Below are 14337 nucleotides of genomic sequence, written 5' to 3' on the forward strand. Positions count from 1 at the left end.
TTCATGAAAATTAAAATCATTAACCGCTCAAAACACGCTTTACCGAAATACCAAACTGCACTTTCTGCAGGAATGGATCTCTACGCAAACCTGGATGAGCCTGTAACAATGAAGCCGCTGGAACGAAAATTGATAGCAACGGGTCTGCTGATGGAACTTCCACAGGGTTATGAAGCGCAGGTACGCCCAAGAAGCGGACTGGCTATAAAAAACGGAATAACTGTTCTGAATACTCCGGGTACAATCGATGCGGATTATCGCGGAGAAATAGGGGTAATTTTAGTAAATTTATCCGCAGAATCATTTACAGTGAACGACGGCGACAGGATTGCACAAATGGTAATTGCAAAACACGAAACCGCAATTTGGGATGAAGTTGACGAACTCAGCGAGACAGATCGTGGCGAAGGCGGTTTCGGAAGTACTTCTAAATAAATTTCTATTCTAAAAATAAAAAATGCTGTTGCAAACATTAAACAGCTTAAAAAAATAAACAAATTATGAAAATAATCGTTCCTATGGCGGGAAGAGGTTCCCGGTTAAGACCACACACATTAACGGTTCCCAAACCTTTAATTCCGATTGCCGGAAAACCAATCGTACAGAGACTCGTAGAAGATATTGCGAAAGTTGCAGGAGAAAAAATTGATGAGATTGCCTTTATTATCGGTGATTTCGGACCTGAAGTTGAAGAGTCTTTAATTCAGATTGCAGAAAGACTTGGAGCTAAGGGAAGTGTTTATACTCAGGACGAACCTCTCGGAACCGCACACGCGATTAAATGCGCAGAAGCATCAATGCAGGGCGATGTAGTAGTGGCTTTTGCCGATACCCTTTTTAAGGCAGATTTTGTACTCGACAAAAACTCTGATGGGGTGATCTGGGTAAAAAAAGTGGAGGATCCTTCCGCATTTGGTGTCGTAAAACTCGACGATTACGGTTTTATTACCGATTTTGTAGAAAAACCTAAAACCTTTGTTTCTGATCTTGCCATTATCGGAATTTATTATTTCAATTCTGCAGAAAAACTCATGGATGAGATTAATTATATCATGAGCAACGACATTAAACAGGGCGGAGAATACCAACTGACTACCGCACTGGAAAATCTTCGCCAGAAAGGAGCCAGATTCTCCCTCGGCAAAGTGGATGATTGGATGGATTGCGGAAACAAAAACGCAACAGTAGAAACAAACGGCAAGGTTTTGAACTACGAAAAGGAGAACGTAGCAAACTATCCTGCATCTGCAAAGATTTCCAATTGCCTTATCATTCCACCATGTTTTATTGGTGAAAATGTAGAAATTTCCAACTCCAAGATTGGCCCTTGTGTATCTCTGGGAAACAATACCAAAATCATCAATTCAAACATTGATAATTCCCTTATTCAGGAAAATACATTAATTGATCATGGAAATTTAAGTAATTCTATGATCGGTAATTCTGCGCAGTATTTCGGGGTTGCCCGCGAAATTTCTTTGGGAGATTATTCGGTTCTGGATTTTCTTTCGAAAAGCTGATAACTTTATAAATAAACTTTTACCAAACCACACAAAAACAATTTGTGTGGTTTGGCGTTAATATTGCAAACTTTTTTCGCAAACAAAAAAGTAAAAATTCTTATGAAAAAATATATTATCATACTCATTGCCTCGATTTCAGTGTTATCCTGTAAAACACAAACTGCTGCAAATGTGCCGGTAAGCACCAATGCTCCAATTACTGAAACAGCAGCTTTTTTTAAAGAAATAAATAAAAAACCCAACTTTCAACAGGTTAAGATTAACTCCAAAGTAAATGTTGAGACCGGAAATTTTATTCCTACATTAGATGCAACCATTTATATCGAAAACGGACAGAAAGTATGGATGAACATGATTGCGGTTTTTTTAAATGTAGGCCGCGGAATTGCTACACCAGACGGAATTAAAGGTTACGAAAAATGGAACAAAACCTATATTGAATCCGATTTTTCTTACCTTAATAATTTACTGAATGTCAACTTTATCGATTTCAGTTCGCTACAGAATCTTCTTACTGGCAGAACTTTTATTCCCGTGAATGAAAAGGATTTTGTTTTGACGAAAAACGCTCAGGGTTATCAATTAACTTCAATAAATAATTTGACATTTGAAAACGATGGAAAAATATCAGAATACGCAGTAGCAATAGATTATGGCAACGACATGAACCTTTCAAAAGTATTTCTGAAAAATGTAAATTCGCCAGATAACCTTGAAGTTTCTTATGCAAACTGGGCGAACTTTGAAAGTATACAATTGCCAACAAATGTTAAAATAATAATAAAAGGTACAAAAACAAGCCAAATTTTATTGGAAAATACGAAATTTGACAGTTCGAAGATGGATACTCCGTATTCCGTTCCCAATAATTATACGAAAACTGAGATCAGATGATTAAGAAATTAAGCTTTTTAATAGGACTTTTTTTGTTCGGAATTTTATTCTCGCAAAAGAAAGAACAACTTCAAAAGCAAAATGCAGAACTTAAAAAACAGATTGCCTCCATCAATGCGAACTTAGCAAAAACCCAACAGCAATCGAAACTTTCTGTCGCTTATCTTAATGATGTTCAGAAAAAAATTCAGCTCCGCGAAAAAGTTTACACCAACACCCAAAAGGAAAAAAGACTCATCGAAGATGATATCTATCTCCGCCAGTTGGAGATTAACCGACAAAACAGGGAACTGGCTGTCTTAAGGAAAAATTATGCTGAAGTCCTCGTAAAAGCTTATAAAAACAAAGGCGTACAGAACAAAGTAACCTTTATTCTCTCCTCTAAAAACCTCGGTGAAGCCCTGCGCAGAGTTCAGTATCTGAAAGATTATTCTGATTATCAGGATAAAAAAGCCGCTGAAATCTCCAAAGCCGCACAGGTACTGCTCCAGAATATCGCATTAAAGCAGAAGTCGGTTAAAGACAAAGAAACCTTATTATCGAATCAGCAAAAAGATCTGCTCACCATTGCTGCAGAAAAGAAACAGAAAGAAAATCTGCTTCAGGAATTCAAGAAAAATGAAGCTCAACTGACGGCAGAATTGAAGCAGAAACAAACCGAATCTAAAAAACTCGAAGGGCAAATCCGCTCTATCATTGCTGAAGAGATCAGAATAGCAAAAGCAAAAGAAGAACAAAGAAAAAAGGAAGAGGCAGAGAAAATACGTCTCGCAAAAATCGCCGCAGAACGTGAAAAAGCCAGAATTGAAGCTGAAAACAAAGCCCGTTTGGAAGCTTTAGCCTTAGAAAAAAAGAAGGCTGATGAAGAGGCAAAACGACTTAAAGATATTGCAGATAAAAAAGCAGCCGAGGAAGCCGAAAGGTCAAAAATTGCGGCTGCAGCCGATGCGAAAAAAACTGAAGATGCCCGAAGAGCAGCGGATGCAGAAAAAGCAGAAGCCCGAAGAGCCGCCGCGGCCAAAGATGCTGCTATCGCTGCTGCAAATGCAAAAGCTGCTGCAGAAAAAGCAGCCGACGCCAGAAAAGCCGAAGCCTCCCTCAGCAAAAAAAATGAAGATCAGAAAAAAGCTGCGGAAAATAAAGCTCTTACCAATTACGGTGTATCAAGTGCTGTAGGAAATAACTTTGCAGCCAACCGCGGCAAAATGGGAATGCCGGCTTACGGAACGATTACCCACCGATTTGGACGCCAACCGCACCCGGTTTTCAAAAATATTATTGAAGAAAATAACGGAATTAAGATTGCCGTTACAAAAGGAACTGTTGCCAAATGTGTAGCACCAGGAACCGTTTCCCGAGTGGTAGCTTCCGGCGACGGCTCTAAAATGGTTTTCGTGAAACACGGTGAATATTTTACTATTTATGCAAACCTCTCGAATACCATGGTTTCCGCTAACCAACAGGTCTCAGCAGGCACCTCGATTGGGACTGTGGGTGCAGACTTCGATGGAACCTATACGCTGGATTTCCAGATCTGGAACGGCACAAATCCAGTGGATCCGATGGGTTGGGTAAATTGAAAAATATATTTTAACTTTGTACAAAATTAAAACATGACTGCACTTACCATATTAGCACTTTCGTGGCAACACTTACTCATCGTTGCTGTAATAGTACTCATTCTTTTCGGAGGCAAAAAAATCCCGGAAATGATGAGAGGTTTAGGTTCTGGTATCAAAGAATTTAAAGATGCTGTGAAAGAAGAAGACAAGAAAACTCCGGAAGACTCAAAAAATAATTCTAATCCTGCGAACTAATTTCAGCTATGAGCTTTTCCGAAAGTGCCTGGGAAATCTTTAATCAGTCGATTAATGATTATCACTTAAAAGATGATGTAGATACGCCGATTAATAATTCCTTCCAAAAAAACACTTTGGAATGGCTTTTGTATGCAAAGAACTGGATCGATACCGTTCAATGGCATTTGGAAGATATAATTCGTGACGAAAATATAACACCAGCTGAAGCCTTAAAAATTAAAAGAAGAATAGACTCTTCGAATCAGCAAAGAACTGATTTGGTAGAGTTTATCGATAGTTGGTTTCTACAGAAATATGAAAATATCACGCCGGATTACAACGCGAAAATCAACACCGAGACCCCCGCATGGGCAGTGGATCGCCTCTCGATACTTGCACTGAAAATCTACCATATGTCACTTGAAGCCAACAGAGATTCTGCAAGTGAAGAACACAGATTCAACTGTACCAATAAACTCAATGTATTATTGGAGCAGAAAAAGGATCTGTCTGAAGCAATAGACCAATTGCTTTTTGATATAGAGAACGGTAAGATTAAGATGAAAGTTTACAAACAGATGAAAATGTATAATGATGAAAATCTTAATCCGGTCCTGTATCAAAACGTGAAAAATGACCAGACTAAAAGTTAGTTACATTTTACTTTTCTTTTTTATTTTTTCCTGTTCTACTGAGAAAATAAATCTCTCGCCCATAGGCGAAAATTCTGTTTCTTTAAATGGATCAACTGGTTCGTATTCATTAGGTGAGACAAAAAATCTTATTGTTTACTCCTCAGAAATTACCAGTTTGATAAGCTCGTTTCCAAAATTCAGGAATGATGCTGTAAACAGTGAAGTTCTTATCCTGAAATCTCATTTAAAGGATTATATCGGCGCAATGACTTCGTACAATCTGGTAGGTATGGAAGATTCAAAAATAAAATTCGAAAGATCTTATAAAAAGCTGCAAAAACTCAGAAAATTTCTTAACCGTGATGAAGACGAAGTGCTGAACAGATATCTGGTAAGAATCAAAACAAACATGAGCTTCCTGAACAGTACCATTCCTCAGGATTCAGTATCTACCTTTAAAAACTAATTTGCATGTTAAAAATTCAAGCAGAAGCCCAGGTTCCCACAGATTATGGGAATTTCAGGATGATTGCCTTTTCTGAGGATGAAAGCAACTGGATGCCCCACATGGCTATCATTGCCGAAAATACAGATTTCTCGCAGCCAGTAAATGTCCGTTTTCATTCCGAATGTATTACCGGGGAGGTATTTCATTCCAAAAAATGTGAATGCGGCCAGCAACTCGACGGAGCGATGAAATTCATCCACGAGAATGGCGGAATTATAATTTATTTACGCCAGGAAGGCAGAAACATAGGCATCATTAATAAACTAAAAGCTTACTCGCTGCAGGAACGGGGTTTCGACACCGTGGAAGCAAATCTTAAACTGGGCCTTCCGGCAGACGACAGAGATTTCAACGAGGCCATCGAAATTCTAAATATTTTAGGAGTAAAAGAAATAAATCTTCTTACCAACAATCCCGCTAAAATTAAAATTGTTGAAGACAGCAATATACATCTGAACAAAAGGATTCCTTTACAGATTACCTCCACATCAGACAGTGAAGGTTACCTGAAAGTAAAAAAAGATTACTTCGGACATCTGTTGGAAGACGAAAATGAATCATAAAAATAAAACGCTTTGAAAAATCAAAGCGTTTATTTTTTTAACCTGTTTAAGTTTTTATAAATGTAAAGCTGTCTCCAGAGCCAACTCAATCATTGGAGTTAAGGCCTGTTCTCTCTGATCTGCCGAAATTTGTTCCTGTGTCGGAATAATATCCGATACCGTGAGAAGCGTAGCCGCATTTTTTCCTAAATGTTTGGCATTTGCAAAAAGCGCGAAAGCTTCCATTTCTACTGCTGTACAATTGTACTTCTCTGCAATTGCAGGAGTTCCGGGCGTTGCCCTGTAGAAAATATCGCTGGTATGGATGTTTGTGGACTTTAGCGCTTGAGATAATTTTGCTGCGGTCTCATTAATTACGCCAAATACATTCCCCTGATTTTCAATAATTTCATCTTCAATTCCCCATGCAAATTTTGCGTAAGTCGATTCGCTGGCTGCATTTTCAACATTCAACACATCAAATAAATTCAGCTCGGAGGTGTATCCTCCGCAGGTTCCGATTCTTATGATGGTATCCACGTCATATTCCGTATAAAGTTCGTAAGAATAAATCCCGATACTGGGCGCGCCCATTCCGCTTGCACCTACCGAGATTTCTTTACCTTTATACAAACCGGTAAAATAATAAATATTGCGGGTTTTGCTTACCAGTCTTACCTCATTCAGAAAATTGTCGGCAATATATTTTGCACGAAGTGGGTCTCCGGGTTGCAAAACTGTTTTTGCGATTTCTCCTTTTTTTGCAGCGATATGAACACTCATAATTTTAATTTTAAAATGAAGTTTAAAAGTAAGAAATAATGTTTGATTTAAAAATTATGTTCATCAAAAATTTCCCTGAAACTCCATAAAACAGACAAAAATCATACAATTAAAACCCGCTGATTTTTGCAGCGGGTTTCATTTATAGGTAAAAATTTGAATGATATCTAAATATTAGTCGCGGTCCGGAATGTTGTAAAATTTAATTACACTGTTGTAATCACTGTAATTCACGCCCGCATTTTTACCCTGTGAAGCGGGAACCAAAACAATTCTGAATCGCTGGTTATTAAGATACTGTGTAGCTTCTGCAGCTGTAAAGGTAGCCTGGTCGAAGTTTGCTTCGGTATAAATTTCAATATTTGCCGTATCGAACAGGAAATTATAATCTAATTCTCTGCCGTTAGATAAATATTCGGTTTTAGGTAAAAGCTGCCAAACTGCAGTTCCAGAAGATCCTGAATTAATGTTTCTGTAAACCAACACTACATCTGTACTTGCAATGTTGATTCCCTGAGAAATCGTATAACTGTTTCCACTGTTGAAGGTTCCTGTAATATCTCTCATCATTGGATAAGTATCATTATCATCAACCAGCACTTCATCATTTCTATCCGTACAGCTCACTGCCAGAAAGCCAAAAATCGCCATAAGCAGTATTGTAAAGTAATTTTTCATTTTTATATAATTAAAGGTTTGTAAGCTACATCTCAATATGCATGCCAATAAATTAGAAATTTAAACTTTAAAAATTGTATTTTTGTTTATCATCTTAAATCTGATTAATGAAAACTGCAAAACATACATTCCTTAGTATTCTTTTTTTATTCACTTCCATCCATTTATTTGCCCAGTACCAACCAAAAAATCTCACCACGGCGGATTTAAAAAAGGCAGAAGAATGGGTAAATACAACCTATAATTCACTTTCTCAGGATCAAAAACTCGGGCAGTTATTCATTGTTGCACTGTATACCAATAAAGGCGAAAACTATATCAGCAACGTAAGAAACATTGTGGAGCAGGAACAGATTGGCGGATTAATCCTGATGCAGGACGATGCAGCCAGAGAAATAAATTTAGTAAATGAGTTCCAGTCGAAATCCAAAGTTCCGCTTATGATCGGGATGGATGCAGAATGGGGACTCTTCCAGCGGATTGCTGCAGCCCATAAATTTCCTTGGGCAATGACTTTAGGAGCCATTCAGGATAAAAATCTGATCACCCAAATGGCAGCCAAAATTGCAGAAGATTCCAAAAGAATGGGTGTTAACTGGGATTTCGCGCCGGTGGTTGATGTAAATACAAATCCGGACAATCCTATTATCGGAAACCGAAGCTTCGGATCCGAAGTTCAGAATGTCGTGAATTCTGCATTAGCATACTCCAACGGTTTGCAGGATAACAGAATTTTAGCCGCCATAAAACATTTTCCGGGCCACGGTGATACCAGCACAGATTCTCACCTGGATCTGCCCGTGGTAGCTCATCATATCGACCGCCTGAACGCGGTGGAACTGGCGCCCTTCAAAACGCTTATGGATAAAGGAATTGGCGGGGTAATGGTCGCCCATCTCTATGTTCCTGCTTTGGAAAAGGAAAAGGGAATTCCAGCTTCAATTTCCAAAAATATCATAACCGGCCTTCTGAAAGAAAAATTTGGGTATAAAGGACTGATCATTACTGATGCGCTCAATATGGGTGCCGTTGCAAAACGCTATAAACCCGGCGAATTGGATGCACTTGCATTTAAAGCCGGAAACGACATTATGCTGTTTTCAGAAGGGGTAAAGGAAGGCAAAAGACTCATTCAGCTTGCGATTGACAAAAAGGAAATCACCCAGAACCGTATTGAAGAAAGCGTGAAGAAAATCCTGCTGACAAAATATTTTCTGGGACTCGATAAGTACGAACCCAGAAACCCGGAAAACATTAACTACCATTTGAACAATGAATCTCATACAAAACTGGTTCAAAATCTTTACACCAACGCTTTAACGCTGCTAAAAGACAATAAAAAACTTCTTCCCTTAAATTGCAGTGAAGTTTACTATTATGTTCCCCTTGAAGAAGCTCCCTATCAAACTTTTGCGGATCAGCTAAATTTAAAAACTACTGTAATCGTAAAGAAAAGTTCAGAGATAGCTTCAATTCCGAAACATTCAAAAGTGATTATCGGCTTCCACAAAGACAATTCTACCGCTTATAAACCGTATAAAATTTCGGACGAAAGCAAAAAAATCCTTGGGGAATTAAGCAAAAACCATCAGGTAATTCTCAATGTTTTCGGATCGGCTTATGCTTTAAAAGATATTGATATTTCAAATGTATCCACTGTTTTGGTATCCTACGAAAATAATGATGACTCTATGACTGCCACGGCAAAAGCGCTCTCAGGAAAAAGTAAAATTACAGGACGTTTACCCGTATCAGTAAACGAAATTTTAAAAGCCGGAATGGGAACAGACCTTCATATGACTGCAGAAAACAAAACATCAAAAAAAGCAACAAAATAAAAGTAATTGAGTAATTCAATTTAAAAACAAAACACCTATGAAAATCGGAATTCTCTGTTACCCAACCTACGGCGGAAGCGGCATTGTTGCTACAGAACTGGGCATGTCGCTCGCAAACAAAGGCTATGAAGTACACTTCATAAGTTCAAACCTTCCGGCTCGGCTGGATATTACCAACCCCAATATTTTTTTCCATAAAGTAAACGTTCAAACTTATCCGCTCTTTCAGTACCAGCCGTACGACATTGCGCTATCATCGATGATTTACCGCGTAGTAAATCTTTATAAACTCGATCTTTTGCATGCACATTACGCCATTCCGTATGCTTATGCGGCCTTTACCGCAAAACAAATGCTTAAAGAAGAAGGCAAAGATATTCCTTTGGTTACCACACTTCACGGTACAGACATCACGTTGGTGGGTCAGCATCCAAGCTACAAACACGCAGTAGAATTCTCTATAAATCAATCAGATACCATCACATCGGTTTCTGAAAGTTTAAAAAAAGACACACTGCAGATTTTTAACATCAAGAAAGAAATTAAAGTCATCACCAATTTTATCGATAACACAGAATTTGATGAATTTAATGCGTGCAGCAGAAAGCAGTTTGCCACAGATGATGAAAAAATCCTGATTCACGTTTCTAACCTTCGGCCTGTAAAAAGGATTATTGATGTTTTAGAAATCTTTAAAGATGTTGAAAAACACGTTAAATCAAAACTTATCATTATTGGCGAAGGCCCTGATATGGAAAAAGTAAACGAATTTCTGGAGAAAAACCCGAATCTTATCAATAAAATAAGGCTTTTAGGAAAGGTAAACGATCTTTACAGGATCCTGCAGCTGTCCGATGTATTTTTACTGCCATCCGAACAGGAAAGTTTCGGACTTGCTGCCCTGGAAGCAATGGCAGCGCAAACGCCCGTTATCAGCTCGAATGCAGGCGGAATTCCGGAAGTAAATATTCAGGGCGAAACAGGTTATTTGGCAGAAATAGGCAATGTGAAAGCCATGAGCAACTACGCCATCAAACTGTTGAGCAACGATGAGCTGCTTCTGGAAATGAAAAGTAATGCAAAAAAACAGGCCATTAGATTTGATCTAAAGAACATCCTTCCGCTTTATGAACAGATGTACGATGAAACACTAAAGAATTTTAAAAGTGATATGCCAATTAAATAGCTAAATCATGTAAAAACCAACCGGGATGAACGAAAAGCTCCTTCAATATCTTTGGAATTTCAAGATTTTCAAAAGTTTTGATTTTAAAGATGTGGAAGGACATCCTTTGGAAATCCTCGATTTCGGAAAATGGAATTTTGACTCCGGACCCGATTTCCTTTTGGGAAAAATAAGATTCAGAGATTTACTCTTAGCCGGAAATATTGAACTTCATGTAAAATCTTCCGATTACATTTTTCATCAGCATTCCGGAAATCCCGAGTTCGAAAATTTAATTTTACATGCCGTTTTTTATCACGATGTGGAGGTTGAGGAACTTCAGAACAGGAACATTCCCACGCTGGAATTAAAAAATTATATCGACGAAACAGTACTCTGGAAATACGAATCCTTACTCAAACAAAATCAGTTTATCGCCTGCGAAAATTTATTTTCACCCACTTTTATACCTTTTAATTTTACCGAAGAAATCCTCATTAAAAAACTCGATGAAAAATCGATCGTCATTGAAGAAGCACTACGGCTGAACAAAAATAACTATGAAGCTGTACTTTTTCACCAACTTGCTTATGCGTTCGGTTTAAAAATAAATGCTGAAAACTTTAAACAGCTTGCCGAAAGCCTCGACTTTTCTGTGGTGAATAAAATCCGCCAAAATCAAACCCAGCTCGAAGCTTTGTTTTTCGGAGTCTGCGGCTGGCTCGCAAAACCGGAAGATGAACAGATGAAAATTTGGAAAAGAGAATTTGATTTTCTTACCGTTAAATATCAACTCCCAACACTGAAAATTACTCCGAAATTCTCCAAACTTCGGCCGCCCAACTTCCCCACCGTGAGGCTCTCACAACTTGCATCGCTTTATTATTTGAACCAAAATCTGTTTTCGAAGCTTGTTCTGGTAAAAAACATTAATGATATTAAAAGCATTTTCAACAGTGTAAAAGCAAGTGAATATTGGGACAACCGTTTTAATTTCGGTAAAATTTCTCCTATTGTAGGCGAAAAATTTCTGACGGAAGAATTTATGAATCTTATTCTGATCAATACTGTTTTACCTTTTAAATATACTTATCACAAAAATGCCGATGAGCATATCAGTGATGAAATTCTGGATTTTTACCGCACAATGAATCCCGAAAAAAACACCACCACCGAAAATTGGAAATCACTGAATGTAAAAATGAACAATGCGCTGGAAAGCCAGGCCTTTATTTATCATTACAAAAATTTCTGTGAAAAAAAGAATTGCTTAAACTGCAGCATAGGATATCAGCTTCTCGGCGTCAAAAACCCGTGAATCTCTGATATAATTCATTGTAAATTCATATGCTTTTGCCGTAAATAGTGCTAAATTTGAATAAAAATCAGCAAAATGTTCGATTGGTTAAAAGCACTTCTTCTTCCTGCCGAAAATCCTACGGTTACACAATCCATCGTTGTAATTATGTTGGCGGTGGGATCCGGAATTTTCTTCGGAAGGTTAAAAATGGGCAAAATTACTTTTGGTGTTTCGGCCGTAATGTTTACAGGATTACTTTTGGGCCATTTCGGTTACCGAATTGACGAAGGAATCCTGAATTTCATCCGCGATTTCGGTTTGATTCTTTTTGTTTACGGAATCGGTTTGCAGGTAGGGCCTTCATTTTTTTCTTCGTTCAGGAATGAAGGTTTGAAGTTCAATATACTCGCAGTCTCCACGGTCCTTTTCGGTGGGCTGATTACGGTTGTTCTCTTTAAAACTACAGGCCTTAAGATGGAAGATTTGGTAGGAATTATGAGTGGTTCGGTAACCAATACGCCTGGTCTTGGAGCCGCGAAAAACACCATTGAAGAAATAAAAAACTCTTTCCCCGACCGGGTTTTCAACGATCCTACCATCGGATATGCGATTACTTATCCGCTGGGAGTTTTCGGAATTATCGGGACCATCATTGTATCCAAATTTTTGCTCAAGATTGATCCTGAAATCGAAATGCGGAAATTCCGGATGTCGAAAATCAACAGCGAGCTGCCTTTAATCCACAAAAAAATGCGGGTTACCAATTCTCTATATTTTGGGAAAACCCTGCATGACACGATTAAAAGTTTTGGACGCAATATTGTAATTTCGCGGCTTAAACACAGCGGTAGTGAAGTGGTACAGTCGCCAACATTAGACGTGCATTTAAGAGAACGGGATGTGCTGATGGTGGTAGGTTTAGAAAAAGATGTGGACGATTTTGTTGCAATGTTGGGAAGACCCTCCAGTGATTTATTTATTGAATCTGATTCTGAAATTCATAATAAAAATATTTTCGTTACCAAACCTTCAGTCATTCATAAAAAACTTTCAGAACTCGATCTTTACAACACGTATGATCTGAAGGTTACCCGTGTTTTCCGCGCGGGGCGGGAAATTCTTCCACGACCTTCTCTGGAACTCTTTTATGGTGATAAGTTGAGAGTCATTGGGTCTAAAGAAGCCATTGAAGAAGTAGAAAAGATCATAGGAAATTCAGAAAAAAAACTTCTGGAACCCGATTTCCTTTCCCTCTTCGGAGGTTTGCTTTTGGGAGTAATCCTTGGATCAATTCCTATTGTAATCCCAAGTCTTCCGGTTCCCATAAAACTGGGTTTTGCTGCCGGGCCGCTTATTGTAGCGCTTTTAATTTCAAGATACGGAGGGATTTCTTTCATCCATTCCTACATCAATAACGGTGCAATTTATTTTATGAAGGATCTGGGAATCTGTCTGTTTTTTGCAGCGGTGGGAATCCATGCCGGCGACGGTTTCTACGATAATTTTGTGAAATATAATGGCTGGAGTTGGCTGTTGTTCGGTTCAGCAATTACCTTTATTCCTTTAATCACAATGGTAATTGTGGGAAGATTTTTTATGAAAATTAATTTCCTACAGCTTGCCGGAATTATGAGCGGAAGCTATACCGATCCTGCCGCATTGTCATTCAGCACGAATTATTTGGATTCTGATGTTCCTATTCAAAGTTATGCGCAGGTTTATCCGCTGGTGACGATTTTCAGGATTTTCGTGGCGAGTCTTTTAATTTTGATATTCAGTTAATAAAAAAGAGCAACTTAACAGTTGCTCTTTTTTATTGATTAAGAAAATTATTTCTTGTCATCGGGTGTGGAATCCGGGAAACGCTGCTGCGTAAATTCTCTTGAAATTGCTGCTTTCTCGAATTTTAATTTTCCTGAAAGGGTTTCAATTACCACGCCATCATCCTGAATCTGTGCAATTCTGCCGTGCATTCCTGAAGTGGTTACTACTCTGCTTCCAACTTTCAGGGTTTCTTGGAAATTCTTTTCCTGTTTGGCCTTTTTCATTTGTGGACGAATCATCAGAAAATAAAATCCAACGAACATTAAGCCCATCATAATCATTGTAGGCATCATCGAACCTTCAGGTGAAGCCGCCTGTAAAAATATTGCTATCATATAAATTTAAATTAAATAATTAGGGCTGAATATCTGCCGTAAAACTCAGTACGATAGGCGCTTTTTCTACATTGGCATATACTTCTGCCTGTTTGCTTACCAGTCCGTCGAAACTTGCAGAATCAAATTTCAAAGTAATTTTACCTTTTTGTCCCGGAAGAATCGGTTCTTTTGTATAATCAGGAACGGTACAGCCGCAAGCGGGTTTAACTTCAGAAATTACCAGTGGATTTGTTCCGGTGTTGGTTACTTCATATACATGCTCTACTTTATCACCTTTTTTAATTTTACCGAAAGAAAAATTAGATTCTGATAAGGCTACAGTAGTGGCTGGTCCTGCCGCTGCTGCTACAGCTACTGCTTCAGGCGCTGATGCTGATGCCTCAGGTGCAGCCGTTGCTTCTACATTTTCTTCAACTATAAGTTGATCGGCGGTTTGGTCTTTTTTGCAGCTTACTAATGTCATTGCCGCTACCAGGGGTAATAATTTTACTAAATTCTTCATAAATATTT

The 14337-nt window shown here is 38.3% G+C and carries 16 protein-coding genes; 12 read left to right on the top strand and 4 right to left on the bottom strand.

The annotated features are described in order from the left end of the window. Window positions 1–3: 3 nt before the first annotated feature. From dut to ribA, 8 genes are all read left to right on the top strand, one after another. On the top strand, window positions 4–435 hold the full coding sequence (dut, locus tag CDW55_RS02565; RefSeq protein ID WP_088468154.1) for a dUTP diphosphatase: 432 nt from the start codon (window positions 4–6) through the stop codon (window positions 433–435). A gap of 65 nt (window positions 436–500) precedes the next feature. Then, on the top strand, window positions 501–1520 hold the full coding sequence (locus CDW55_RS02570; RefSeq protein ID WP_088468155.1) for a sugar phosphate nucleotidyltransferase: 1020 nt from the start codon (window positions 501–503) through the stop codon (window positions 1518–1520). Between the two features lie 102 nt (window positions 1521–1622). After that, complete coding sequence (locus tag CDW55_RS02575; protein WP_088468681.1) at window positions 1623–2417, top strand: DUF4292 domain-containing protein; 795 nt, start codon at window positions 1623–1625, stop codon at window positions 2415–2417. Next, window positions 2414–3997 (top strand): M23 family metallopeptidase, encoded by a 1584-nt coding sequence (locus CDW55_RS02580; RefSeq protein WP_088468156.1) that lies wholly within the window; start codon window positions 2414–2416, stop codon window positions 3995–3997. The genes CDW55_RS02575 and CDW55_RS02580 overlap by 4 nt, the downstream gene beginning before the upstream one ends. A gap of 33 nt (window positions 3998–4030) precedes the next feature. Next, the gene (locus tag CDW55_RS02585; RefSeq protein ID WP_088468157.1) at window positions 4031–4234 is read left to right on the top strand and encodes a twin-arginine translocase TatA/TatE family subunit; all 204 of its coding nucleotides are present in this window, start codon (window positions 4031–4033) and stop codon (window positions 4232–4234) included. Between the two features lie 8 nt (window positions 4235–4242). Continuing rightward, window positions 4243–4869 (top strand): DUF4254 domain-containing protein, encoded by a 627-nt coding sequence (locus tag CDW55_RS02590; RefSeq protein ID WP_088468158.1) that lies wholly within the window; start codon window positions 4243–4245, stop codon window positions 4867–4869. Next, window positions 4850–5317, top strand: coding sequence for a hypothetical protein (locus CDW55_RS02595; RefSeq protein ID WP_088468159.1), 468 nt, complete (start codon window positions 4850–4852; stop codon window positions 5315–5317). The genes CDW55_RS02590 and CDW55_RS02595 overlap by 20 nt, the downstream gene beginning before the upstream one ends. Before the next feature lie 5 nt (window positions 5318–5322). Next, on the top strand, window positions 5323–5922 hold the full coding sequence (gene ribA, locus CDW55_RS02600; protein WP_088468160.1) for a GTP cyclohydrolase II: 600 nt from the start codon (window positions 5323–5325) through the stop codon (window positions 5920–5922). A gap of 54 nt (window positions 5923–5976) precedes the next feature. Here ribA and deoD read toward each other — a convergent pair whose 3' ends face one another. Together deoD and CDW55_RS02610 are read right to left on the bottom strand one after the other, a co-directional pair. Then, entirely contained in the window at window positions 5977–6684 is a 708-nt protein-coding gene (deoD, locus tag CDW55_RS02605) for a purine-nucleoside phosphorylase (RefSeq protein WP_088468161.1), read from the bottom strand. Between the two features lie 174 nt (window positions 6685–6858). Next, window positions 6859–7362, bottom strand: a complete 504-nt coding sequence (locus tag CDW55_RS02610; protein WP_143332912.1) for a hypothetical protein — start codon at window positions 7360–7362, stop codon at window positions 6859–6861. 107 nt (window positions 7363–7469) lie between these two features. On the opposite strand from CDW55_RS02610, the gene CDW55_RS02615 reads away from it, so the two are divergent. The 4 genes from CDW55_RS02615 (at window position 7470) to CDW55_RS02630 (ending at window position 13447) form a co-directional block, all read left to right on the top strand. After that, complete coding sequence (locus CDW55_RS02615) at window positions 7470–9200, top strand: glycoside hydrolase family 3 protein (protein ID WP_088468163.1); 1731 nt, start codon at window positions 7470–7472, stop codon at window positions 9198–9200. A 37-nt stretch (window positions 9201–9237) separates the two neighbouring features. Beyond that, the gene (gene bshA, locus CDW55_RS02620) at window positions 9238–10386 is read left to right on the top strand and encodes an N-acetyl-alpha-D-glucosaminyl L-malate synthase BshA (RefSeq protein WP_088468164.1); all 1149 of its coding nucleotides are present in this window, start codon (window positions 9238–9240) and stop codon (window positions 10384–10386) included. A gap of 25 nt (window positions 10387–10411) precedes the next feature. After that, window positions 10412–11683 carry a DUF2851 family protein gene (locus CDW55_RS02625; protein ID WP_088468165.1) on the top strand — a complete coding sequence of 424 codons (1272 nt, stop codon included), beginning with the start codon at window positions 10412–10414 and terminating at the stop codon, window positions 11681–11683. Between the two features lie 75 nt (window positions 11684–11758). After that, the gene (locus CDW55_RS02630) at window positions 11759–13447 is read left to right on the top strand and encodes a putative transporter (RefSeq protein ID WP_088468166.1); all 1689 of its coding nucleotides are present in this window, start codon (window positions 11759–11761) and stop codon (window positions 13445–13447) included. Window positions 13448–13494: 47 nt separating this feature from the next. On the opposite strand, the gene yajC is transcribed toward CDW55_RS02630, so the two are convergent. Both yajC and CDW55_RS02640 read right to left on the bottom strand, forming a co-directional pair. Further along, complete coding sequence (gene yajC, locus CDW55_RS02635; protein ID WP_088468167.1) at window positions 13495–13824, bottom strand: preprotein translocase subunit YajC; 330 nt, start codon at window positions 13822–13824, stop codon at window positions 13495–13497. Between the two features lie 19 nt (window positions 13825–13843). Further along, complete coding sequence (locus tag CDW55_RS02640; protein WP_088468168.1) at window positions 13844–14329, bottom strand: DUF1573 domain-containing protein; 486 nt, start codon at window positions 14327–14329, stop codon at window positions 13844–13846. Window positions 14330–14337 lie beyond the last annotated feature (8 nt).

Source organism: Chryseobacterium sp. VAUSW3 (assembly GCF_002205795.1).
GTDB classification, from domain to species: Bacteria; Bacteroidota; Bacteroidia; order Flavobacteriales; family Weeksellaceae; genus Kaistella; species Kaistella yananensis.